This is a genomic window from Allobosea caraganae, assembly GCF_003351345.1.
Lineage (GTDB): Bacteria > Pseudomonadota > Alphaproteobacteria > Rhizobiales > Beijerinckiaceae > Allobosea > Allobosea caraganae.
Window position 1 is genome coordinate 48,155 of sequence record NZ_QQTO01000022.1, and the last position, 21,217, is coordinate 69,371.

General features: G+C 62.7%; 25 protein-coding genes and 1 other annotated feature. Of the genes, 10 read left to right on the forward strand and 15 right to left on the reverse strand.

Going from position 1 to position 21,217, the window contains the following annotated elements:
• Window positions 1–47: 47 nt before the first annotated feature.
• The 5 genes from DWF00_RS16580 to DWF00_RS16600 are packed head-to-tail and all read right to left on the reverse strand — an operon-like array spanning window position 48 to window position 6,559.
• A complete protein-coding gene (locus DWF00_RS16580; protein ID WP_114832261.1) occupies window positions 48–2,876 on the reverse strand; it encodes a hypothetical protein in 2,829 nt (942 codons plus the stop codon).
• A gap of 2 nt (window positions 2,877–2,878) precedes the next feature.
• Window positions 2,879–5,203: a YML083C domain-containing protein gene (locus DWF00_RS16585; RefSeq protein WP_114832262.1), complete on the reverse strand. Its 2,325-nt coding sequence runs from the start codon at window positions 5,201–5,203 to the stop codon at window positions 2,879–2,881.
• Complete coding sequence (locus DWF00_RS16590) at window positions 5,203–6,102, reverse strand: hypothetical protein (protein ID WP_114832263.1); 900 nt, start codon at window positions 6,100–6,102, stop codon at window positions 5,203–5,205. The genes DWF00_RS16585 and DWF00_RS16590 overlap by 1 nt, the downstream gene beginning before the upstream one ends.
• Complete coding sequence (locus DWF00_RS16595) at window positions 6,102–6,380, reverse strand: hypothetical protein (RefSeq protein WP_114832264.1); 279 nt, start codon at window positions 6,378–6,380, stop codon at window positions 6,102–6,104. Before DWF00_RS16595 ends, DWF00_RS16590 begins: the two co-directional genes overlap by 1 nt.
• Window positions 6,377–6,559 (reverse strand): hypothetical protein, encoded by a 183-nt coding sequence (locus DWF00_RS16600; protein ID WP_147283823.1) that lies wholly within the window; start codon window positions 6,557–6,559, stop codon window positions 6,377–6,379. The genes DWF00_RS16595 and DWF00_RS16600 overlap by 4 nt, the downstream gene beginning before the upstream one ends.
• A 373-nt stretch (window positions 6,560–6,932) precedes the next feature.
• Here DWF00_RS16600 and DWF00_RS29120 point away from each other — a divergent pair, with 373 nt between their 5' ends.
• The 10 genes from DWF00_RS29120 to DWF00_RS16645 all read left to right on the forward strand — a co-directional run bounded on the left by DWF00_RS29120 (window position 6,933) and on the right by DWF00_RS16645 (window position 10,902).
• Window positions 6,933–7,142, forward strand: a complete 210-nt coding sequence (locus tag DWF00_RS29120; RefSeq protein ID WP_147283824.1) for a hypothetical protein — start codon at window positions 6,933–6,935, stop codon at window positions 7,140–7,142.
• A 131-nt stretch (window positions 7,143–7,273) separates the two neighbouring features.
• Window positions 7,274–7,444 carry a hypothetical protein gene (locus DWF00_RS29480; protein ID WP_181832869.1) on the forward strand — a complete coding sequence of 57 codons (171 nt, stop codon included), beginning with the start codon at window positions 7,274–7,276 and terminating at the stop codon, window positions 7,442–7,444.
• 63 nt (window positions 7,445–7,507) lie between these two features.
• Entirely contained in the window at window positions 7,508–8,257 is a 750-nt protein-coding gene (locus tag DWF00_RS16610; protein WP_114832266.1) for a Crp/Fnr family transcriptional regulator, read from the forward strand.
• A 34-nt stretch (window positions 8,258–8,291) separates the two neighbouring features.
• Complete coding sequence (locus DWF00_RS16615) at window positions 8,292–8,537, forward strand: DUF6894 family protein (RefSeq protein ID WP_114832267.1); 246 nt, start codon at window positions 8,292–8,294, stop codon at window positions 8,535–8,537.
• A gap of 183 nt (window positions 8,538–8,720) precedes the next feature.
• Window positions 8,721–8,939, forward strand: coding sequence for a hypothetical protein (locus DWF00_RS16620; RefSeq protein ID WP_114832268.1), 219 nt, complete (start codon window positions 8,721–8,723; stop codon window positions 8,937–8,939).
• 14 nt (window positions 8,940–8,953) lie between these two features.
• Window positions 8,954–9,166, forward strand: a complete 213-nt coding sequence (locus DWF00_RS29125) for a hypothetical protein (protein WP_147283825.1) — start codon at window positions 8,954–8,956, stop codon at window positions 9,164–9,166.
• 31 nt (window positions 9,167–9,197) lie between these two features.
• Window positions 9,198–9,479, forward strand: a complete 282-nt coding sequence (locus tag DWF00_RS16625) for a hypothetical protein (RefSeq protein WP_114853051.1) — start codon at window positions 9,198–9,200, stop codon at window positions 9,477–9,479.
• A gap of 8 nt (window positions 9,480–9,487) precedes the next feature.
• A complete protein-coding gene (locus DWF00_RS16630) occupies window positions 9,488–9,697 on the forward strand; it encodes a hypothetical protein (RefSeq protein WP_114832270.1) in 210 nt (69 codons plus the stop codon).
• Between the two features lie 589 nt (window positions 9,698–10,286).
• Window positions 10,287–10,565 (forward strand): hypothetical protein, encoded by a 279-nt coding sequence (locus DWF00_RS16640; RefSeq protein ID WP_114853052.1) that lies wholly within the window; start codon window positions 10,287–10,289, stop codon window positions 10,563–10,565.
• A gap of 100 nt (window positions 10,566–10,665) precedes the next feature.
• Window positions 10,666–10,902: a hypothetical protein gene (locus DWF00_RS16645; protein WP_114832273.1), complete on the forward strand. Its 237-nt coding sequence runs from the start codon at window positions 10,666–10,668 to the stop codon at window positions 10,900–10,902.
• 426 nt (window positions 10,903–11,328) lie between these two features.
• Here the strand turns inward: DWF00_RS16645 and DWF00_RS29130 are convergent, their stop codons facing one another.
• From DWF00_RS29130 to DWF00_RS16695, 10 genes are all read right to left on the reverse strand, one after another.
• Window positions 11,329–11,553 (reverse strand): hypothetical protein, encoded by a 225-nt coding sequence (locus DWF00_RS29130; RefSeq protein ID WP_147283826.1) that lies wholly within the window; start codon window positions 11,551–11,553, stop codon window positions 11,329–11,331.
• Window positions 11,554–12,576: 1,023 nt separating this feature from the next.
• Window positions 12,577–12,879, reverse strand: coding sequence for a DUF6894 family protein (locus DWF00_RS16655; protein ID WP_114832275.1), 303 nt, complete (start codon window positions 12,877–12,879; stop codon window positions 12,577–12,579).
• Window positions 12,880–13,059: 180 nt separating this feature from the next.
• A complete protein-coding gene (locus DWF00_RS16660) occupies window positions 13,060–13,302 on the reverse strand; it encodes a hypothetical protein (RefSeq protein WP_114853054.1) in 243 nt (80 codons plus the stop codon).
• A gap of 1,666 nt (window positions 13,303–14,968) precedes the next feature.
• Complete coding sequence (locus DWF00_RS16665; RefSeq protein ID WP_114832276.1) at window positions 14,969–16,438, reverse strand: SulP family inorganic anion transporter; 1,470 nt, start codon at window positions 16,436–16,438, stop codon at window positions 14,969–14,971.
• A gap of 59 nt (window positions 16,439–16,497) precedes the next feature.
• Window positions 16,498–16,553: a sequence feature (sul1 is cis-regulatory element that is thought to sense ions involved in sulfur or methionine metabolism; They are found in Alphaproteobacteria), on the reverse strand.
• A 565-nt stretch (window positions 16,554–17,118) separates the two neighbouring features.
• Window positions 17,119–17,388: a DUF6894 family protein gene (locus tag DWF00_RS30130; protein WP_425453125.1), complete on the reverse strand. Its 270-nt coding sequence runs from the start codon at window positions 17,386–17,388 to the stop codon at window positions 17,119–17,121.
• Window positions 17,389–17,575: 187 nt separating this feature from the next.
• Window positions 17,576–17,986: a hypothetical protein gene (locus DWF00_RS29860; RefSeq protein WP_114832278.1), complete on the reverse strand. Its 411-nt coding sequence runs from the start codon at window positions 17,984–17,986 to the stop codon at window positions 17,576–17,578.
• 242 nt (window positions 17,987–18,228) lie between these two features.
• Window positions 18,229–19,980 carry a toprim domain-containing protein gene (locus DWF00_RS16680; protein WP_114832279.1) on the reverse strand — a complete coding sequence of 584 codons (1,752 nt, stop codon included), beginning with the start codon at window positions 19,978–19,980 and terminating at the stop codon, window positions 18,229–18,231.
• Window positions 19,980–20,705 carry a YdaU family protein gene (locus tag DWF00_RS16685; RefSeq protein ID WP_114832280.1) on the reverse strand — a complete coding sequence of 242 codons (726 nt, stop codon included), beginning with the start codon at window positions 20,703–20,705 and terminating at the stop codon, window positions 19,980–19,982. Before DWF00_RS16685 ends, DWF00_RS16680 begins: the two co-directional genes overlap by 1 nt.
• Window positions 20,702–20,929, reverse strand: coding sequence for a hypothetical protein (locus DWF00_RS16690; protein WP_114832281.1), 228 nt, complete (start codon window positions 20,927–20,929; stop codon window positions 20,702–20,704). Before DWF00_RS16690 ends, DWF00_RS16685 begins: the two co-directional genes overlap by 4 nt.
• A complete protein-coding gene (locus DWF00_RS16695) occupies window positions 20,926–21,216 on the reverse strand; it encodes a winged helix domain-containing protein (protein WP_114832282.1) in 291 nt (96 codons plus the stop codon). Before DWF00_RS16695 ends, DWF00_RS16690 begins: the two co-directional genes overlap by 4 nt.
• Window position 21,217: the final 1 nt, after the last annotated feature.

A 21,217-nucleotide genomic window follows, 5' to 3' on the forward strand; every position in this document is an offset into this window, starting at 1 on the left:
CGCTCTCGCTCGCGTTGGCAATCGCTTTCGGTCCGCATCCTCTGACCCTAGCGCTCATCTTGCTCGGCGGCGGCTGGCAGATAGCCCGCCGTGCTCCCAGGCCCGCCAGTTATCTGTACTGGCCCTGACAGGCCGATGGCCTGCGGCGTGATCCGGTTGGAGGCGCCAAGGCGTTCGGCAAGTCTCGGCGCGATCGGGGTAGGATTGCCGGGATAGTAGAGGCTGCGCGCCTGCCGGGCGGCGTTGATGCCGGCGACGGCGCCAACGCCTTTGCCGCCCGCCAGCCCCACGGCAGCGCCGGTCCAACCACCCATGGATGCGCCGATGGTCGTCAACAGGGCTTCGACTGTGCGTCGCGCCATTTCCCGCATCTGCCCAGCGCCGCGGTTTCCCGAATTGGAGGGGTTGGTCGCCCCAGGCGGAGGAAGGGTCTGCTTGAGCGCCGTCGCAAGCTTCCGCATCTGGCCCATCTCCTCCGAGGTGAACAGCCGCGACGCGAGGCTTTGGCCTTCGCCACCGACAAAGTTGAGGATGCGCTGGCTCATCTTCTGCGCGCCCATTTCGGTCTGGCCTTCGGCGACGTTCGCAATGCGCTGCCACACACCCTGACGGATAGCCGCCCACTCTGGCCCGTCCTTTCCGATCAGATCCCCGATGGCATCGACGAGCCGAAGGTTGGTGCTCGACGACTTGTTGCCGAACCCGAAGATTGCCGATGAGAGGTCTTCGGGAGACATGCGCCGATCGGCAACGTCCATCAGGAGCTTTACCGACGCCTGCGCCTGAGGATTGTCGGGCTGGGCCTTCGCCCATGCGGAGAACATTTGCAGCGACTTGGAATAGCGCTGCATCGCCTCCAGTTCGCCCGAGTTGAACATCTTGCTGGCCAGCGTCCGGCCGCGCTCACCCGTGAATTCGGCAATGCGCTCCGCAATCTTCCGAGCACCGGCCGCATCGGTCGCGTCGAAACCGCCCGTGAGCTTCTGCCAGGCGGCGCCACGGATCGCGCCGAATTCCGCGGAATCCTTCCCGAGCACCTGCCCCAGCCGATCGAAGAGCCGGGCGCTGAGCCCGCTGTCCCCAACGCGGGAGGCGCCGATCAGATAGTTCGCGACCTCCTCATCCGTCCCGCCGCGCTCGATGATGCGCTGGACCGCCCTGCCGGCGTCGTCTCCCGGACCATTGGGGCGAAAGGTCCGTTGCCAAGCCGAGAATTCCCCACGTGCGGCCTTGATCGCTGCAAGCGCCGTCTCGTCGCCGCTGAAAAGCGAACTGGAGAAGGCGCGTTCGAGCTGGTCGTCAAACGCCTCGATGATGCCGCGCATCGCCCTCGCATCGGCGGGGTTTGCCTTGGCGTCCTTGTACCGCGCGATGATGATTTTGCGGGCCTGCTCGACGCCGCGAAGGCTCACACCCTCTACCGTCTGTCCGGGCGCAGGGTTGCCGATGCGGCCCAGATTGAGCGACGCAATCCGGTCCACCTCTGCGAGCGTGCGCGACGCGGCCGGCGTCAGGGTCGCGTCTGGGATGATCGGCTCGGCGCGCTGGAGCAGTGTTTCCGTGATGCGCCGGGAGAGCGGCGCGGCAAACTCGTTGTTGGGGGATCCGGGTACCGTCAGGCCATTGTCGCCGGAACGCGCCACGCCCGTGAAGAACTCCGGGGCCACCTGTCCCTCACGAGCAAAGGCGTCGCCATAGGCCTGCTGATAGCCTCGCTTTCCGACTTCGGCGGCTTGTCGCGTCGCCGCGGCGATCCGTCCGCCGGCATCGACAGGCGTGACATCCTGCGGATTGAAGCGCGAGGCCATGACATCGGAGGCCTCCCGCACCGTCCCCGTGATTCGACCTTGCTTGGCCTCGTAGGCAGACCGGGCACGGCTGGCGAAATCATCAATGGCTTCACCCACGATGCCGCCGGCCTCACCGGGGCGGCCGAGATCGACCTGGCCTCTTGCAGCAGTGGCGCCGATCCGGTCACGAGCGGCCAGGGCCTGGGCTCGCTGCTCCGCAATGGCTTCCTGGGCGACACGCTGAGCCCGGTCGCCATAGGCGCCCCCGGCCATCGCGTTCTCTCGCGACAACACCGCGGGATCTGCGGAGCGCTGGCCTTGCGTCAACCGGATGCCGACCTCGTCAGCTGCCAGAACCCCTTCAGGTACAGCGGCCGGCGCCCTGCCGAGGCGCTTGGAAACCGCGCCGACGGTTGCCCCCAAGGCCCCACCAAGTACGCCGCCGGCTACGCCCATCTGCCCTGCGGCTAGCGCCTTGTCCGCCGCGTCACCATCGCTCTCGACGGCCCCGGTCAGCGCGCCATAGAGACCGCCGGTCGCAGCGGCGTTGAGAACGGTCGCGCCACGAGCACCTTCCCGTACGACACGAACGCCGGGCGATACCAGAGCCGTGGGCAGGAAGCCCCCAACCTGACCCGCAATCCTCGAGCCGGGGTTGAGCGCCTCATCAGCCGCGTCGAGCGCGCGCTGACGCTCCAGATTGTCGCTGTAGCGATCCCCGAAGGATTCACCCTGGCCAGCCCCGAAAGCGGCATCGCCGGCCGCAGCCAGCTTATTCATGCCCGGCACCCATGAAGCTGCACCGCGCATGAAGGCGTCCACGCGCCCGAGCGGGCTGGGCTTGTCCTGCTGCTCTCGGATGCGGACGGCGCCGGCCAGATATTCGGCCTGCCGCATCTGTGTGTCGCCGCCCTCGCGCTGCGCCCTCGTGGCGAAGCCCGTGGGCGATCCGATGGCCGGCGCCTCGGGAGCGTCGAACTGATCGAACACGTTTCCGCCTAGCCTCCGGTTCGGCGCAACCGTGACGACAAGCGGCCCTGATGAGCCGGCCGCACTATCGAACTGATCGAAGATATTGCTGGCCATTGCTATTGCCCCAAGACCTGAGCGGCGGCGCCTGCCCCATATTTGGCGTCGAACTGGTCGCGGGCGCTGGGATTGGAGCGAAGGAAGTCGACGGCGGCGGGCGGAGCTTGTGTGGCCTGGCGCTGCTGCTGCGGGCGATCCGGTGCGGGAGCGGCCTGCCGTTGACCGGGAGACTGGCCCCCCGCTTTGCCGCGCAACTCCTCAATACGACTCTGCGCAATACCCTTCTGGCGCTCCGCCAGCGTCAGCATGCGGTCGATGGTGCGGGCCCGCAGCTCCGGCGGGGTTGATGGATCGCCCAGCAGCCGCTGGAATTCCGACATCTCCCGTTCGGTCGTCGCACCCTTCAGAAGGGCCGACATGCTCTTGATGGCCTCGAAGGACATGATCTGCCCGAACTCGCGGGTAGCCCTGGCCTTTTGCTCATCAAAGATGATGCCAGCGCCTGGAATGCCGGACGTTCCCGCTTGCCCCTTCAAGCCGGCGCCCACGCCCATGTAGGTCTGCCCGTTCAGTTCGCGAGCCCGCTTGAGCGTTTCGATAGTGCCCTCGATTACCGGCAATTCGTCTTCGGCGGCGAAGATGGCCTTCTGATCCGCAGCGGACGGACCGGGCTTGGCCCTGGTGGCGGCCTTTTCGCGCTCGTAATCGAGGATTGAGCCAGCGAAGCCGTTCCGCTTCGCATATTCGTATTCTTTGACGCTGGTAGGGGCGCTGTCCGTCTTCTCCCGCTGGTATTCAGCTGGGCTCTTCGCCTGCGTCCAGCCCATGCCACGCGCGTACATAAACTCCTTGACGGTATCGGGCGCCTTCGAAGCCTCCAGCGCCTCCTTCAGGAAAATCTCGCCAACGGCGCGGGCGTTGGCGGGAAGGTTCGGATTGGCGAGAGCTGTGGCGAGTTTGCCGACCTGTCCTTTCGCCGCTTCCATCTGCCGGGTCATGCCATAGTCGAGCGCCTGCGCGGATGTCGTCGGGCGCGGCAACTGGCTGCTGGGAACCCCTACCTGCGAGCCGACGCCCTGCGTCTGCATCGCCCCGCGCGCCGGCATATCGGCAGCCTGCGCCACGGGCGTCTGACCAAGGGCCGGAAGCGCAAGCGGCGCGTCTCGGCCTTGGGGCGCCGCAAAGTCGTTTTGAGCCCCGCCGCCCTGAGACAGGGCGAACGTCCGCGAACCCGCATCATTCTCGTTCGAGAGATCGGGCGGCATCTGCGCAGGCATCTGGCCGATGGCGGGCACCGCGTCACGAGCCGGGACATCCGCGCCGATGTTGAAGGGGCGAGGCGCTGGCATGGGTGCGCTAGCAACCGGAGAACCGAGCTGCGAAAGTGCGCTGCCCATCCAAGGTTGGGAAACACCCTCATCCTGAAACACGGGGCGCGTCGCCTCGCCTGCCGAGATGGCATTGAAGGCGCTGCCGGTCATGGGCGCCGGCTGGCCGGGCACTGCGAAGCCCGAGCCATTGCCTCGCAAGGCTGCGAGCGCCGCACCGGGCGCCGGCATGTCGGGGCCACCTTGCGCAACCTGCGTCGCATAGCCCCCGCTCTGATGGCGCGCGAGATAGTCCCGCAGGGTCGTGCCGTTATCGTCTGCGGGATTGTACTGGCCGCCCGTCGCGATGAACTTGCGAAGCCCCTCCTTGCCTCCCAGATGCGCGACGGCGCGCATCCCTTCGACCGTGACAGGGACGCCCGCAACTTGCTGGCCAACCATCTTGTCGAGGCCGTTCTGCGCAATGAAGTTGTCGATGTCGCCGAAGTGCCAGCGTTCAGCGCGCTGCTGCAATTCAGGCGAGGTCATGAACTGTTGCGGCGTCGTTCCCTGAGGGATGGCGCCGGCCGCCGCCGCTTCCTGCAAACGTGCTTGGCCGAACTGCGCGCGTCCGAAATGCCCGACTTGGCCACCGGCTCCAACCGCATCGTTCTGAGCGCGCCAGTTGCCACCACTCTCCGAGTTGATCAGCGAGGCGGGCGAGGTTTCGCCGGCAGTCGGAGCAAAGTTCAAGCTCGGAGGCGTACCCTGGCCGAGAGCAGCCAGGCCTCCACCTGAACCGGACAGAGCATCGGCAAGTCCTCGCGTCGCCGCCTCGGAGAGCCCGCGGGTCCGCGACGTTTCGGCGAGCTTGAGCACGTCGACCGCGCTCCCGAGGTCGCCGAGCGACATGATGCGGCTGGCGGCGCCGGAATAATCCGGGTTCGGGCCGGTGAGAGATTGCCCGATGTCGGCGAGCGTGCGCTTCTTGTTGGCCTTGTCATAGGCGTCCGTGAACGCGCTTCCGAGGCTTCCAAGGGGACTGAAGTCGATAAGCCGGGGACCGTAGTTGGCCATTACCATTTCGTCCCGTCGCCGAAGGGTTGGAAGTTCGTCGCGGCGCCGAGCGCGTTGCTGACGGTACCTCCGCCACCGAATAGGGCACCGCCCGCAAGTCCGCCGAGCCCACCCAGGCCACCACCGAGGAGAGACAGGCCGGTCTTGGCGATGTTCATGCCGAAGTTTAACTTGTTGGCCGCCGCGTCCTGGCCTGCCATCAACGCACCTGTGCCAGCGCTAATGGTCTGCTGCCCGAGGTTGGCCAAGTTGCTCGCGCCCAGGCCCGCGAAGTTGGAATAGATCCCCGCTTCTCGGCCGGCCGCGTTGTCGTAAATGTTGCTCTCGTCGCGCCCACGCTGAACGCCAAGGTCCCCAAGGCCACGTTGGAGGGCCGCTTGAGCGCCGGTCGCTTGAAGACCTTGCGTGGAAAGACCGTTGAGCCGATCCTGCCAGCCGCCATATTCCTGATTGGCAAGCTGGCTGGCGCGATCCGTGATGGCGGCCTGCGTATTTCCCGAGCCGAGCGCTCCAAGAGCAGAGGCTTTGCGCGCAACCGCATCCGTCGCCTGATCGACCTGATACTGATAGCTTGGCGATGCCTGGAACTGAGAGACCGCAGCCGCATTGCCCGCCGCGCCGTTCTGCCCGAGGCTGTTCTGATATGTCGTCAGCGCGCCACGGCCGGCCTCCGCCCAAGGGTCGAACCGGCCGATGGCTTCCTGATACTGCGGCACGGCGGCGTCATAGCCCTGCCCGAGTGACGCGAGGCTGTTGGTGCGACCAGTGCCAATGGAGCCGAGCGCGTTGGTCTGCCCCGTATTGAGTAAGGCGCTGATTGAGTTGCCGGTGTTCTGCGCCTGATCGGCAGCCCACATGCCGGTGAGACGGCCTTGCCGGCCTGAAAACGGGTCCGCCATTAGGCCTGCCCTCCGCATCCGATGACTGCGTGATAGGCCTGGAAATGCTGATCTGTGACCGACCAGGCGTCCAGGATGTCGTTGTGGACGCGGGCGTAAGTTTCCGCGTCGCGAGGAGCATGGCGAAGCAGCAACAGCAGCTGCTCGGTGAGCTGTCTCATGCGCTCGGCGCACAATGCGGCGCCGACGATGTGCCGCTCGATCGGCAACGGGGGCGCTACGTTCGCCGGCTCCGAACGCTCGCTCTCGGCGCTCTCGATCTGGTGCAGCGCGTTCACGCAGTCACCGAGCGATTCTGATTATCAGCAGCGAGCGTGAGCTGAGCGCGGATCAACGCGCGGATGGTGCTCGACATCGACGTGTCGCGGCGCTCGGCTTCCTTCTCAACTGCGGCCCGCAATTCGGGTTCGACGCCGCAAATCAGGGTGGCAGTTCGTTTCGGTCGTTTGGAATGCATAAGTGCCTCCATTTCTGGAGACAAGATGACCCAAAACGACTAAAAGATCAATAAAATCAATATACTACACGCCTACAGCCGCTGGCGTTCGCTGGTATCCGTTCGCAGTCGGAAATTTGGATTTTTCGGCCCGCGCCCCCAGATTTATTTTCGTGCGCCTGCCGAGCGGGCGGCGCAGACGGCCCGGCGCTGGCTGCACCGATCGAAGCAATGAGGCGCGGGAACCGGAACAGATTTCGCACAGCCCTAGGACGACGCGCGGTGCGGCTTGCGGTCGCTGTCCTGCGAGGAGACGAAGTATCAAATGATATTGAAGCCGTCCGAGGTACCTCTATATTTCCTCGCCTGAACTGGGAACGGTGGAGTAGACGGCATGACGCGTCTTGTTGAAATGCCAGTTGAAACCCCTTCCATGACCATTCAGACGGACGACGAGTTTCGGGCAGCGCTGGCCAGGCTTCAGACCTTGGAAAGCGCAACATTCGAGACGTCCTACGCTCTCGAAAAATTGGCGTTGCAGGCGGCAGTCGCTGAGTACATGGCCCGAAAGGAAGCCTCTGCTGCTCCGACGGGTGCGATCTAGAGGCCCTCGCGGAAAATCAAACAGGCTGGCCCCCCCAACGCGGCAACTATGTCAATTGATATCGCCGACGCGACGCCGGCACGTCAGTATCGCTGATGAGTCCGACACCGAGCCCCGGTCAGATCACCACGTTGAGCCAACTCTATGCCAGCCTTCGATCCGCGGTCGACGATGCGGCCGAAGCACTGGACGCCGTTCGCGTCGGCGAAAGTTCGGGGGCGGTCGATACCGAGCGCTTTCTCGCTGCCAGCCAGCGGGTGGCGGCTCTCGCCCGTGAAATTGCGGCGATCCTCGACAGGTAGCATCGGACGCCCCAATCTGGCTCGGCCCCGGAAACTCGTCGCAGCCAGCAGGATTCGGCTAACATGAATGATCTACGCGACGACCGGGCCATCGCCGTGGAGGCGCTGATCCGCTATCTGGAGTGCCGCGATCAGGTCTCGGCCTACGAACGCAATCTGCTGGCCAACCTGTCGATGCGTTTCAAGGCCTTCGGCAAGGGCGAGGAGCTCGTCGTCGAGCATTCGCGGCCGAACGAAAGCTGCCTCGTCCTGAGTGGCTTCACCGGCAGGGAGGTCATGCTCAAGGACGGAACGCGCCAGATCACCGCGGTCCACATTCCCGGCGACTTCGTCGACCTCCACGCGCTGTTGCTGAAGCTAATGGACCATAGCGTGGTCGCGCTCACTGAGGTCCATGCGGCCTACGTGCCGCATCAGGAGCTGGTGCGGATCTCGGAGGCGGCGCCTCATCTCAGCCGCCTGCTCTGGCTCTCGACGGTTGTCGACGGCGCCATTCAGCGCGCGTGGATCGCCTGCATAGGCCGACGCAAGCCACTTCACCATCTCGGCCATCTAATCTGCGAACTCAGCGTGCGCCTGAACGCGGTCGGCCTGGCGCCGCGCCATTCCTTCGATTTCCCGGTGACGCAGGCGCAACTGGCCGATGTCCTCGGCATGTCGCTGGTGCAGGTGAACCGGACCTTGCAAGCGTTGCGGCGCACCGGGTTGGTGAGCTGGAAGGCCTCGACCGTTACCATCCACGACTTCGCGGCCCTGGCGGAGCTCTGCGATTTCGACCCGATTTACCTCAACCTGATCAACGAGCCACGCTGACGGAACCAACGGCATCATGCGACATTGATCCGGCATGCCGCGCTACTTCATCGACAGCTCCGACGGTCGTCACAGCGATATCGACAAGGAAGGCCTTGAGCTTTCCGACGACGAGACCGCGCGGCGAATCGCGCTCGATGCTCTGCCAGACATGGCAAGGGACAAGCTGCCGGATGGCGATGAACGCAGCTTCCGCGTCTGCGTGCGCAACTCCGACGGGTCGGTGATCTACCGTGCGCGACTCGATTTGATCGATGAGTGGCTGGACGGCCGCGTCTAGAAGAGCCTGCGCTTCGCACCCTGTCTCGAGATCCTACCGCGACATATGACGCCATTGCTGTCGTTCTCTGTGCGCCGTGCATGGAGCGGCCGACACGGCCAATCGCGAAGTCCATGACCGACCCAGGTTCAGCGGAACGGGTGCCGAAATTAGGCGTTATCGCTGACGGACAGGGGCAATGCGATGGCACACACGGGCAGGCAGTTGGCGCTCGAAATGATTCAGAAGTTTCCCGGCCGAGATTGGATCGCGGAGCTGGCCGACCGCACCAGCCACACTCGCGATTTCATCGAGTGGCACCTCCAAGAGGATATCGCAGTGCCGGACGATGTGAAGCGTGCCGCGGAGGACATGCTGAGGCCGACGGTACTCGATGACGGCAAGCCCGGCAATTTTGCCTAGGCAGAAGGTCTTGCATGTCCCGACCCCGCCCCAACAAGACACGGCCTCTACCGGCGATGGTCGCAAGCACTCGCGACGCAGAGAAGGCAGCCGAGCTCATCGAGGCGCTCAGCGGCTGCCTGGAAGGGACCGCCGAAGAAGGCGCCCTCGTCGATCTGATCTTTAAGCTCGAAGTCTGGGAGGCGAAGAAAATTTGGCGCGGAACAGCCTTGGCACAGCGCCGTTGAGTCGCATCAGTCCCGTTGCGTAGGTGCGGTCATGGCAGTGCGACCCAAGCTCTCGAACACCACTGTCTCGCTTGCGGCTCGCATGCGCCGCAACCATCCCGACCAGACCGAACTTCAGCTCGAACCTCGCGAGCTCTACCGCGAGCAATGCGAGGACGCCGAGGGCAACCGCTACACCGTCATCGCCTGGCGCCCCTTTCCCGGCCTGGACCTCGTGGAGTTCACGCTCGACGACGGCTCGCCGGTGAAGTTCGTCGACGACTGCCTGTTCCAGGTCGCAGAAACCGGCACCTTCATCACCCGCTGCCCGTAAGGACACCCATGACCAGAAAGCCGAGCCGCGTCTTCGTCGTCAGCAGAATCCGCGACGTCATAGTGAGCGCAGACCCGTCCGAAGGAGCGCTCATCGGCATGGAGGTTCCCGGCGAGGCGGACATTGAACTTCGCCTGCCCGCTGATGCCTTGGCCAAGCTCGAGGCTTTGCTAGCGAACGCTAACATGGAGCAGGCGAAGTTTCAGAAGATGCAGTGAGGTGGCCGATGACCTCCCACCAAGGAAAAGGCCCGCCGGCGCGACCTGGGGGAAGCCAGAATCGTCGTAATGAGCCGAGAGGGCGGGCCGCACCGACCTAGTGAAGTGTGAGCGGAGTCCGCGCCCAGAGCCTTAAGCCGGCCCTCCTATCTGTTTCAGGGAGAGTCCAGGGCTCGATAATCTCGCCCTCGGGCGACAGGAAGCGCTCCAAGTAGCCAAAATCTCCGCGTCCGTCGTAGAAGAAGCACACCTTCCAGCCGTCGCAGGAGGGAAGCACCACGAAATGCGCGTGGTTTCCGTGCCTAGGTGGCGGCGCCGCGCTGGCAGCAACGTTGGACAGATACCGGATTTCCATTGGTCTTCTCCCAGGGGAGGTTCGGACCTATCTGCCAAGGCGGGCGGGAAAGCAAGTAAAGTCGGGATGAGTAGTTGTAGCAAATGAGTACGTAACGCTGGCGACGCGTGGCGAGCCTGCGACACTGAAATGGTTGTTTACCGCACCGTAAAGGCGCCCAATGACTTAGCGCTGCATACCTGCGCTTTATCCCTCTGCGAGCCCGCTCGGGAGGCGAGTCCAAGCGAGATCATCATGAAATCCGGCCATGGCAGGTTGATCCTGCGCGATGGGATGGACGTGCCTTTAGACTACTGTATGGCCGCTCTGAAAGAGGGCGCTCGACGTCACGGAAGCCTCATTGGCGATTTGAGCAAAATCGACGCGGGGGAATTCGCCTATACGATCCGGTATGTCCCCGCGGATGACGACGAGTTCACCTTGCTGGTCACGACCTTCCATGACAACTATCTGACGTTCGTTAGCGACGTTGTTCAATCAGGTTACCCGCATGAGGAGCCCGAGCGGAGTTAGCCCCGGGGCCGGGCCAGGCGTGGGGGCTTTGGCTCCCTTTGAAGTCGCCGGAACGGGCGTCGAGATATCGCGTTGCCCCTGATCACCCAGGGAGGACGCCATGGCACTGACCGGCAGACAGATTGCAATCGAGATGACCCAGAAGTTTCAGGGCCGCGATTGGATAGCCGCGCTCGCGGAGCAGTGCGGGCAAACCCGCGACTTCGTCGAGTGGCATCTCAAGGAGGACATGACGCCCCCGATCGAACTTGGCGAAGCAGCCAGCGCGATGCTTGAGCGCGCCGACGATGATTTCGCTGGGCTACCGGCTAACACCCGGAAGCTTCGACAGGGTTGATGCGAGGTCGCCTACCTGCTCGACATGAGTCCGGAGAAGCGCCGAGGCATGCTCGTCGGCGTCAAAGGCGGCACGCCGGACGAGGCCCGGGGTTGAAAAGCCCCCGTCAGCGCGAGCTGACAGGGCGTTCAGTGAGGAAGTAATTGCGACAGAGCCGGACTTTTGGCACCCGCACTGACGCGCGTCACCGTCATCTCTGTTAAAAGACTGTCGCCCGATAGATGCTATTTCTTGACGGGCCTTCCGGGATTGATGGCGCTCGGTGATGCCGACGGCTTGGGCTGGCCGCGGGCCGGCGCGGTTGTTACCGACGACGAGCTTTTCCTGCCCTCTGTGTCGGCAGGAATGCCCGAGCCGGGACGCGGCCGGCTATCACTGGATCGAGGTGGTTGGCCGACTGGCGGCGCCTTGCTGCTATTGGTCATTTCACAGCTCCTCTGGCGGCTCACGGTCGCGACCATTGCCGGCAGTGGCGTCACCATCGCCCGACAAACCCACCGGGTTGGCGCTCACCAAGCCACCGTCATTTGGCTGGGCCTGCGATCGGGCGTACTGACCCGCTGCGTCCGCCTGCGCCGGTTGCTTGGCCCGCATGCTTTGAATCTCGGCTTCTTGCTCGGTTGAGAGAGGATTGCCATGGCCGTCTTTCATGTCGGTCTCCCTTCTATCCGGCCTCCGGCTTCGGAATGGCGGCGGCAAAAGCGCTCCGCATCATCACGGAACAAGGTCCATGCCGGTAGAGGAATTTCGGTTCCCGGCTCCTGCCTCATCATCGTGAAAGATCTAGATCGAGCGGGCCGATCGGGATCGAGACGAGCGGCGCGGCACATCGCGCGGGCGATGCTACGAATGCGGGCTTCATCCATGGCCAAGTGTCCTGAATGCGCTGACGCAGTGGAAAACGCATGCCCACGAGAGGAGTTCCATGGCGAGGCGGGACCCTTGCAGGCGAGGATTCGGCGCATAATGATGTTGCGATGCAGCAGACAAAGAGGCCCTGCTAGCGTGAGCTGGCGGCGCCAAGTTTCCATAATGAACACTATGGGCGCGACTGGGGAACGATGTTTCAGCTGCAGTTCCGTTCGCCGATCAGCGTGTAGGTGGCCTCTCCAGCGCCATCTCAGGCCATGCCTACCAAAAGGTCGCAGTGATCGCCCGAAACCGTCGATGAGCGCCACAAATGGTCTGCTACCGGGTTCGAGGTGCCCGATGCTTGTTGGCCGCCGCGCCGTCAGGATCGTCTTCGGTAAAGGGAGCATGGGGACCCGTGGGATGTTCGGAGAGGGGGCTGGGCCCGGGCCTCTTCTGCTGCTGCTCACCTGGCTGCCCCGGACGCCGGGGCGTCTTGATGAGATCCGGCATGCTATTCGCCGGGGTGGTCGCGGATTTCTCTGCCATCGTGGTCCCCAGATTATTTGAACCGCTCCGAGCCAAATGCGGATCCAGTCCGTTGCTGACCTGAAAACGTCGGAGCGGAAAGATCAGTTCCGATGTGCCCAACGAAAGCGACGCCACCCGAGGATGACGCCGCCTAGACTACCAAGCGCCCCAAGCTGGGGTTATGAGGCGCCATCGGACAAACTTGGCAGCGATTCCATTCCGGCTCTCTCAAGTGATGTTCGCCTGGCGAAGACGGTGAGGCAGAACCCGCAAAGCAAATTCGGCCGGCCTAGGCTAGGTTGGCGGTGTGGGCGGCTCGTCTCCGTCGCCTTCCTCGTCGGAGCGAACCGACGTGGCTTCTTCCTTGAGTGTGTCACCTTCGAATTTTAGCGATGCCCGGTAGACCTCGTCGCCGACCTCGTCCTCTATCTGGACTTGGAGTGCAACTCGTTCACCGTTGGGAAGGCGCTCGCGGGCCATATCGACCAAAGCGCGTTGGGCGTCGTCGGTCGCGGCCTTCCGGTTCTTGAACTCCAGACCGTCCTCGTCCCGGAAGGTGCTATCGCCGTCATCGGTGGTGACAAAGAATTTCGGCATGGGCATGCCTCCTCGATCACCTCAATCACCTCACCTCGAATGTGTTCCAGCGAGGCCGCGATATCGTTGGCTGCGATGGAAGCCCAACGAACAGCTCTCGGTATCCGCTACGCCGTGAGCGATCGGCCGATCGCAAATCGGAGTCCGATGGCCCTGCGAAGTAGAACTGGTCGTCTCGCCCTACGACCGCGGCAGTGCAGTTGGCACGGTCGCCACGAACTGGTCGACGGCGGCCCCCGCAATGTTACCCTGAGGAACAGAAACCGACAGCCCCAGCACGATGTGGGCGAGCCACTCTTTCTTGCTCGCTTCGCGGGACGGGGAAGCCGCATCCCTCGCGGAAATCTCACTCCACGCTCGATTGAACGCGGCTCCAATGCCGGCGAGTTCTTCAGGGCTAGCGGTAATAGAGCGGATCGGCATCTTTTCACTCCATCGCTGCTCCAAGAGAGCAGTGATTGCGAATGGTACGCAAGGCAATTGCGTGCTCACCAAGGAGCGAAGTTAAGGATGGCTGAAGAACCCAAGCGAAACGGCCGAATGAACTACCTGCGATAAGCACCTCGGAGCCCCGAGGTTCCTGTAACGGCGTCCAGCCGGGCCAGCACTGGAATCATGAGACGATTCGTGACCCGAGGTTTATGACGGCGTTAGAGCAATCACCCAGACCTTTGGCCCTACCGCTCATTCGCTGACAGTTTAAATCATTGGCCTGCGACGTGCTGGAGGATTTGCCAATGACCTTTCATCCTTGGGGACTTCTCGCGGCGTGTGATCGGACCCCATGCACTGTAACGGATTGGACTGGCGACCGCCCCGAAAGGGCTTTTTCTAGCCTTCGATCGGCTTTGCGTTACTCCCGGGAAGCACTTCAGGAGGGCGCTGTGTTGGAGATCAGACTGCATGGCGATAGAACCGATGTCACCCTAACAGCCGACCACGTTGCCATCTTGCTCCGATTTGAAAAGACCGCGTGAATCGCACTCAGGGTTAGGCGGACGGGTTGCCTTCGATCGCCAAGGAAGAGACGCCTCACATGAACAGCGGCATCATAACCGCGAAGCCCAGGGCGACGACCACGGCCATGCGAAACCAGACGCCCTGAATGCCTCGGCTGACTGTCATGACGCCCGCTCCGCGCTCTTGAGAAAAGGCGTAGTCAATCTTCGTGAACTTTATCACTGGGCACCGCATTGACGGCCGCTGCCTCAGAGTTTTCACCGGCTTTATTTTCGACTCGTTGCAATTTTCGCTCTTTGCGTTTGCGCCTTCTGATATTGAGAAGAATTGAAAGGCTACGATGAGAACGCTTACGACGTCGCATAGTGAAACCCACCATGTTTGAATTCGGATCATTTTGTTCGAAAAGGAAACAGCATCGGCATCGCTAAAGGAGACGCTGCAATGGGCGAGCCGAATTTCGGTTATCTTCGGTGGTCAGCGGATAAATAACCCGACCGATTGGCGCACTGGCGTTGTAATTTCGATTATTGCCTCGTGCGTGGGTAAATGCTCGCGAGAGGTTACATCAGCAACCGAAAGGCCGCCATGAATGCGACCGCAATCACCATAGCGGCACGCAATACGATGCCGCGTACACTTTCGCTGACTAACACCCTTCGCAAGGTGAGCTGACCGTCGGCTGTAGTCAATCCGATCTTTACCGGATTCACGGGGGACTAGGTTCGAAGGTTGCGCGAGCTGAGTAGGCGTCGAGAGCTCTTAGTTTCGGGGCACGTAGAGCAAGTGTCTGGCTCCGATGAGCGGATGACCGAAATCCAACAGCCCGCGTTTACGGCCGTCACGGAATTGGAAGAGGGAGGTAGAAGCCGACCGTCGCAGTAGCCGTCACCAAGATAATAACGGCCAACCACAGACAGAAATCTGTCTTAGTTTCGGAGTTCGAGAGCATAGCCATCCATCTCCATTGATTGCGAGATAAGTCCGCGATGGAGCTGGTCGTTCCAGAATTGCATAAAATCAGCGCGAATTTGGTAAATCAATTGTAACCCCCCGTCCTCGTGGGGACGAAGTTCGCGCCGATGGTTTGTCCTTCCCCGCTAGGCGGGCGTCACTTGCTCAGCGCAAACTAGCCTCGCTCACCAAGCAGCTCGGATTTGTTCAGCCTTTCAATCAACGTGGAACTGGCTGCGTTTGCACCAATCACTTCGGTATCCACGCCATGAGCTTTAAAGCGCTGGACGACCTTTTCCAGAGCGGCCACGGCTGTGATGTCCCAAAAATGCGCTTCAGATACGTCGATCAACACGCGCCTCCCCTCACCGTCTCGAACGTCGAAGCTATCGACGAACATGTCGGACGAGGCAAAGAAAACCTGCCCGAAGACCCGAAAGGTTAGCCGCTGCGCCGCTTCATCGTTTTCAACTTCGATGCGCATCAGCCGCGCCACTTTGAAGGCGAAGAAGACGCCGCTGAGAAGCACGCCCACCGCTACGCCTAGCGCTAGGTTGGAACTCGCAATCGTCACCAGAACGGTCGCCGCCATGACGGCGCTCGACATCTTGGGGTGGACGATCAGCGTGCGCAGCGAAGACCAATCGAATGTGTCGATAGAGACCATGACCATGATGGCCACGAGTGCGGCGACAGGAACCTGCGAAACGACCGGCTTCAACAGGACCATCAGAATCAGGAGCAGCGCCCCAGCAAACAAGGTCGATAGCCGTCCTCTGCCGCCATACTTCACATTGCTGACCGTCTGACCGATCATCCCGCAGCCCGCAATGCCGCCAAATAGGCTGGCCGCAACGTTCGCAACCCCAAGTCCCGAGCACTCGCGGTTCTTCGAGCTAGGCGTATCGGTCAGGTCATCGACCACGCTGGCCGTCATTAGGGATTCAAGCAGGCCAACCATGGCGATTGCGAGCGCAGGGCCGGCGATGATGCGAAGGGTATCGAGGTTTAGCGGTACGGATGGCCACGCAAACACAGGCAGCGAACTTGGTAGTTGGCCGAGATCGGCCACGGTCTTCACCGGCAAATCCAGCCAGGTTGAAGCGATGGTCAGCACCAAGATGCAGATCAATGGAGATGGAATTGCCGTCGTGACGCGCGGTACGAGATAGATCAGCACCAGGCCGGCCGCCAGGACGGCGTAGGTGGCAGGACCGCCGCCAATGACATGCGGTACCTGGGCCCCGAAGATCAGGATTGCGAGCGCGTTCACGAAGCCTGTGCGCACCGACTTGGAGACAAAGCACATCAGGACGCCCAGTCGGAACAGACCGAACAGTATCTGGACCACCCCCGCCAGAGCGCCCGCAGCCAGCAGATATTGCAGACCATGCGCGTAGACCAACGGCGCCGCTACCAGCGCGACGGAGCCGGCGGCAGCTGAAATCATGGCAGGCCGCCCACCCGCAAAGGCAATCACGATGCCGATCACGAAGGAGGCAAATAATCCGACTTGTGGATCGACGCCGGCAGCGAAGGAAAAGGCGATGACCTCGGGGATGAGGGCGAAGGTGGCGACGGCGCCAGCAAGCATTTCGCGGACAGGACGGCGGAGCCGTTCCCGGCGAATAGTGGACAGGGACATGAACGGGTCTCGCAAACCAGCCATCGAGGTTGGATTGAAGCCAACAAGGAAGGGCGATGCGTGGTTCGGCGGATCGGCGGCCGAAAGAGCCACCCGGATTTGCACCGGGTCCAGTCGGGTAAGCTTGTCTTACCGTTCGAGTGCCGAACTACGCAATGGCTGATCGGGCGCTTTCTTCCCGGCTTACCGTGAGCGGTGGGGTGCGGCTTACGAAGACCGTTCCTTGGGAAAATCTCTCCGCGTGGGCCCATCGACCTCTGAAGCACGAACTTTGCGCCGCCGCATATGAAAAGGCCCCGCCAGCGCGCGCCGACGGGGCCGAGTCTTTGGGGTACAAAGGAATCCGCTGGTAACACTCAAACGCCGGCCAGCGTTCCTGAATGAAAAGGCCCGGCCTCCGCGAGGAGTTCCGGGCCTTTTGTGACCGTCGTCGCGCGTGCGAACGGTCGCTATCGATCTCGCTAATACCTCCGACCGACGACGGCCGGTACATCCGCGGCTCGCGTCCTGGTCGGCGATAGGATGCGCAGACGACTGGGTGGGACATCGGCGCCAGAGCCAAACCCGGATGTTGGGCGTTAGTTCCAAGGACGCGGCCAATGTGAGGGCTCGCCGCGACAGCACAGCAGGTGCTGGACGTCCTCAGATGGCCTCCGGCGCGCCTGCTTTCCTCCCGGCCCCTAAGCGGCGTCTTCCGCACGGCTATTGACTAGCGTGAGATTCGGAGGGCCAAGGCCAAGACGGCTAGCGCTATAGATCGATCGTCCAGCTTCATCGCGAACCGTCGCCGTGAAATGACGATGCTCATCCTCGGCGGTACATTCGCTCGACCGGTCAGGGAGCGCGTAGCGTGCGATTTCGCGAGCTTCAGCCTCGTCGGTGAACTCAAAACCTACCCTATCGACGAAAGCCCGCTCGCCATCGCTCACGTCGACGTAAAAACGCGGCATGATCGAACCTTTCAAAGGTCAAACGCCCTCATTTGACCATAAGTAAGGGGCGGGTGTGAAGGGCGTTCACCGCATCGCCGCGGGGAGGCACTTATGAATTGCTCGCTAGTGAAGCGAAGGTTGATGAGCCTGCGTGCCGCAGCAAACAAAAAAGGCCCCGCCAGCTCACGCTGACGGGGCTTCAATTTCATCGCGGGCACCAATCCCAGAAGCCCGTGGTGCGTTGCGGTGTGGTGTAGAACCAGCAGTATCCGGAACGAGGTGCCCGCCCCGCAATTGCAACTGCGCTGGCGCCCGCGATAAAACCTATCGCTGCGCCTGCCGCCACCGCGCCGCCCCGATTCCAGTGACGACGGGGGTGGACGACAACCACTCGGCCAGGCCTATGGTTCCGAACAGTCGAGCGTCCGCGATAGACATGAGAGCGGCCGCGGGAGCGGTTCACCTGGGGGCGGCTACCACGATGCGAACGTTGAACCTGCCTGGCGCCGCGGACGTTCTGGCGGGATACATCTCGTGCTGAGGAGCGACCTTGCGCCTCAGCAGGACTAGGAGCGGCCAGCGGTGGGATCAGGCTCGTTACGAAGGCGAGCAACATGAAGAGCGATTTCAGTTTCAGATTCTTGCGCAAGCTAACCTCCTAGAAGCGGTTGAGCCCCGTCCCCAATCCTTTGCAAAGCAATCGTATACCTTACGGGCGCTCCGCACACAGCGGTATCAAAAAAAGCGGCGCCACCTCGGAGGATGACGCGCCCAGACTACCAGCGCCCACGGCTGGGGGTATGAGGCGCGTCGGACAAACGAGGAGCGGCGGTTCCGTTCCGAGGCGAGCGCTGAGTCTCATGCTGCCTGTCCAAGCGCCCGATAGCTGCCAGCTACGGCCTCAAACCGCCGCTCCTGCCCCATGAACCAGAACTCCACTTGCCCGGGCGCACCGCACGTGGGCTGACGCCTGATCTTCTTGGCTGAGACGATGGTCTTTCGAGCCTCGTAATCGCGATAGACGACGATGCCGGCATCGGCCTTGTTGCGCCAGTGGGCTGAGCCGGAGATGTCGTAGAGGCCAGGCTGAGGCTCCTTACCTCCGCCGGGGTTCAGCAGCTTTGTCGGATGGGCAACGACGACGACCGTTACGTCATGGACGCGGCCAAACAGCTTGCACTTGCTGATGAGCTGCGAGACGAACTCGGTCTCCTGCTGATTGGAGGGGCGTGAAGCCTCTAGCTCGTTGTAGGGGTCAATGATCAGGCCCCGGATGCCTTTGCGCAGGACAGCGGCCTTGGCCCGCCCCAGCACCCAATCGATCGTCGGGGTGTGATCGGCGGCGTCGATGAAGGCGAAGCGCTCCCGCACCCATCCCAGCGCGGCGGAAAGCTGCTCGGGATCCATGCGCATGGTTGGGCCGGCATGGAACGGCGCGCCTGCCTTGATCTCGCACAAGTCGGCGATATGGCTCTCGGTCCCTGTCTCGGGTGAGAACACCGCCCAGCGCCAATCGTGCAGGCCTGACATCGCGACGGCGACCTGATCGAAGAACCGCGACTTGCCGTGGTTCGGGATGCCAGTGACGACGACAAACTGGCCAGGCATCACCTTGAACGCCTGATCGAAGTCCGGCCCGAGCCCGCACGAGAGCGGCTGAGGGCCATTCCCACGATACATCTCCCACACGCTGTCCGCGAAGTCGTCCACGCTGTAGAGCCCGTCTATGGGCCAAGGCTCGGCGTTGGCGACGCACTCGCGCAGCACATCCGCGCCGTGATCCATCAGGCACTCGTTGGCGTCCTTCGTCTGGGCATCGCCAGCAGACGGGAAACGGACGCGCCAGCAGCGGTCCTTGCCGAGACGGCGCGCTAGCTCCTGCGCCAGCAATTCGCCCGGCCCGTCCATGTCGGTCGCGATCAAGATGCGGCCGGCGGCCTCCAGCTCGGCGGCATGGGTCGCCAGAGGCTCGTAGCGCTTATCCGACTGCTCCGGCTTGTCCGGTGCGCCGTTGGGCAGGCTGACGGCATTCGGCAGACCCGCCTCGATCATGGCGAGCACATCCATCTCGCCTTCGACGAAGATCAGATCCTTGCCGGTCTCGATCGCGTCGGCGTTGTACAGGACCGGCTCGGGCTGCTTCTCCTGGCGGAAGTTCTTGGCCGCGTCGCGGTACTTCACGTTGCGCAGCACGCCCGCCCACTCGTAGGAAAAGGCGATGCAGTCGGCTTCGGCTTCGATCTGGGGAAACCACTGGCGTGAGCGATAGATGCACATGCGCTCCACCGTTGCCGCGCTGATGCCGCGCGAGGCGAACCAAGCCAGCAGCTTGTCGGGCCGCCGCGGATTCTCGACGCGGGCGGGGCGGTTAAACATGCGGACCTCTTTGCGGTGGTGAGGATGGAAGTCGTTGCCGCCGACGCCGCCGATCCAGGGGCAGTGGTGGCAGTCCCATTTCACGCGGTCGTCGAACACGGTGACCGACAGGCAGGGCTCGGTTTTCTTCTTCCGAGCAGCCGAGCAGCGCGGGCACGGCAGCTTGTGATTGCCGAGCCGGTAGGACCGGAGCCGGATGCCCTCTGCGGCGAGCTTTTGGATGAAATCAGCCATCACATCCTCCACGAGTTCGGATCGTGGGAGGCGACGGCTTGCTGACCCCGAAGAGCCGCCTCGATCCACGCAACCGGATCGATTGGGTTCGCGTCGCGGGCGTCCACCAGAACCCGCAGGACCCGGCGACAATCGTCACGTGACGATTTCAGCCATTTGCCGATCAGGGGACGGGCGGCTCCTGTTGGCTTGCCTGTCAGCCCCGTCAGGATCGACACGCCATCGCGAAAAAGCTGGGTCCGCCAGTCTAGCGGGCCGATCTCTGCCGACGGCAGTTCCGGGGCGGTTTCGCCCGTACCTTTAGGTACGGAGTATGTGGTTGTGGTTGGTTCAGCATTGCTTCGTTTTTCAGGAAGCATTGCTGAAGCATTGCTTCGCCTCGAATTACCAGAGGCCTTACCCCCGCAACGTCCTGCGTTTGCACGCTTTTCATACTTCTCCCGAGCCTCTGCCATTTCGCGTTCAACCCGCGAATGGTGCCACCCGTCCTTGAAAAACGATGCCAGGGTGTCGCGACTGGCGGTCCACTCCTCGGGTGTCAAACGTGCGATCCGTTGAAGCATTGCTTCGTCGTTCGGAAGGCCGCCGTGGACCCAGTAGTGCGAGATAAGGAGCAGATACGCGCCGTGCTGCGCGGCGCTCAGATGCAACGTGTCCGCAAGATAGTCGGCGACGTAGAACGCCATCCACGGGCGGCGATTGGGTAACGGAGAAGGCGCGCTCATGGCGTGCCTCCGTTCTTGTCGGCGAAGACCTCGGGCACCGTGTCGAGCATCGCCTTCACGCAGGCGCCGAACTTTTCGAGGGAGCGTTTCAGCGCGATGTCGTCGTCCGTCGCGAGGTGGTCGGTCGCGAGGCCGAGATGTAGTGCGGCCATAGACATGGTCACCATGAGGAAGGCGCGGGGCTCGTAAGCCCCGACGCGATTGGTGGAGGTGACGGCGTTCATGGCGCCATCCGATTGATCACGGTGACGGGCGTCCGCAGGACATACCGGGCGTGGCTGCCGGCGTACGGACCGCCATGCTTCTCGTCGATCGTCTCAATCCCAATGCCGCCGCCGCGCAGCTTGAACACGTAGTGCGACCAGCGCGGGCCGGGATGATCGATCGGCGTGCAGCCTTTCTCGCCCGCAGCAATCAGGTTGTTGAGCGCCCAAGCGTCACGGCCTCGGAAGACGCGCGGGGCCGGATCGCCGTCGATGGTGACGGTGATGCTTTTGAGGTGCTGGCTCATG

Excerpts from the sequence above, each read along its gene's own strand:
- DWF00_RS16580 (WP_114832261.1), bottom strand. The coding sequence starts at position 2,876 with ATGGCCAGCAATATCTTCGATCAGTTCGATAGTGCGGCCGGCTCATCA.
- DWF00_RS16585 (WP_114832262.1), bottom strand. The coding sequence starts at position 5,203 with ATGGCCAACTACGGTCCCCGGCTTATCGACTTCAGTCCCCTTGGAAGC.
- DWF00_RS16590 (WP_114832263.1), bottom strand. The coding sequence starts at position 6,102 with ATGGCGGACCCGTTTTCAGGCCGGCAAGGCCGTCTCACCGGCATGTGG.
- DWF00_RS16600 (WP_147283823.1), bottom strand. The coding sequence starts at position 6,559 with ATGCATTCCAAACGACCGAAACGAACTGCCACCCTGATTTGCGGCGTC.
- DWF00_RS29120 (WP_147283824.1), top strand. The coding sequence starts at position 6,933 with ATGACGCGTCTTGTTGAAATGCCAGTTGAAACCCCTTCCATGACCATT.
- DWF00_RS16610 (WP_114832266.1), top strand. The coding sequence starts at position 7,508 with ATGAATGATCTACGCGACGACCGGGCCATCGCCGTGGAGGCGCTGATC.
- DWF00_RS16615 (WP_114832267.1), top strand. The coding sequence starts at position 8,292 with ATGCCGCGCTACTTCATCGACAGCTCCGACGGTCGTCACAGCGATATC.
- DWF00_RS16620 (WP_114832268.1), top strand. The coding sequence starts at position 8,721 with ATGGCACACACGGGCAGGCAGTTGGCGCTCGAAATGATTCAGAAGTTT.
- DWF00_RS29125 (WP_147283825.1), top strand. The coding sequence starts at position 8,954 with ATGTCCCGACCCCGCCCCAACAAGACACGGCCTCTACCGGCGATGGTC.
- DWF00_RS16625 (WP_114853051.1), top strand. The coding sequence starts at position 9,198 with ATGGCAGTGCGACCCAAGCTCTCGAACACCACTGTCTCGCTTGCGGCT.
- DWF00_RS16630 (WP_114832270.1), top strand. The coding sequence starts at position 9,488 with ATGACCAGAAAGCCGAGCCGCGTCTTCGTCGTCAGCAGAATCCGCGAC.
- DWF00_RS16640 (WP_114853052.1), top strand. The coding sequence starts at position 10,287 with ATGAAATCCGGCCATGGCAGGTTGATCCTGCGCGATGGGATGGACGTG.
- DWF00_RS16645 (WP_114832273.1), top strand. The coding sequence starts at position 10,666 with ATGGCACTGACCGGCAGACAGATTGCAATCGAGATGACCCAGAAGTTT.
- DWF00_RS29130 (WP_147283826.1), bottom strand. The coding sequence starts at position 11,553 with ATGAAAGACGGCCATGGCAATCCTCTCTCAACCGAGCAAGAAGCCGAG.
- DWF00_RS16655 (WP_114832275.1), bottom strand. The coding sequence starts at position 12,879 with ATGCCGAAATTCTTTGTCACCACCGATGACGGCGATAGCACCTTCCGG.
- DWF00_RS16660 (WP_114853054.1), bottom strand. The coding sequence starts at position 13,302 with ATGCCGATCCGCTCTATTACCGCTAGCCCTGAAGAACTCGCCGGCATT.
- DWF00_RS16665 (WP_114832276.1), bottom strand. The coding sequence starts at position 16,438 with ATGTCCCTGTCCACTATTCGCCGGGAACGGCTCCGCCGTCCTGTCCGC.
- DWF00_RS30130 (WP_425453125.1), bottom strand. The coding sequence starts at position 17,388 with ATGCCGCGTTTTTACGTCGACGTGAGCGATGGCGAGCGGGCTTTCGTC.
- DWF00_RS29860 (WP_114832278.1), bottom strand. The coding sequence starts at position 17,986 with ATGTTGCTCGCCTTCGTAACGAGCCTGATCCCACCGCTGGCCGCTCCT.
- DWF00_RS16680 (WP_114832279.1), bottom strand. The coding sequence starts at position 19,980 with ATGGCTGATTTCATCCAAAAGCTCGCCGCAGAGGGCATCCGGCTCCGG.
- DWF00_RS16685 (WP_114832280.1), bottom strand. The coding sequence starts at position 20,705 with ATGAGCGCGCCTTCTCCGTTACCCAATCGCCGCCCGTGGATGGCGTTC.
- DWF00_RS16690 (WP_114832281.1), bottom strand. The coding sequence starts at position 20,929 with ATGAACGCCGTCACCTCCACCAATCGCGTCGGGGCTTACGAGCCCCGC.
- DWF00_RS16695 (WP_114832282.1), bottom strand. The coding sequence starts at position 21,216 with ATGAGCCAGCACCTCAAAAGCATCACCGTCACCATCGACGGCGATCCG.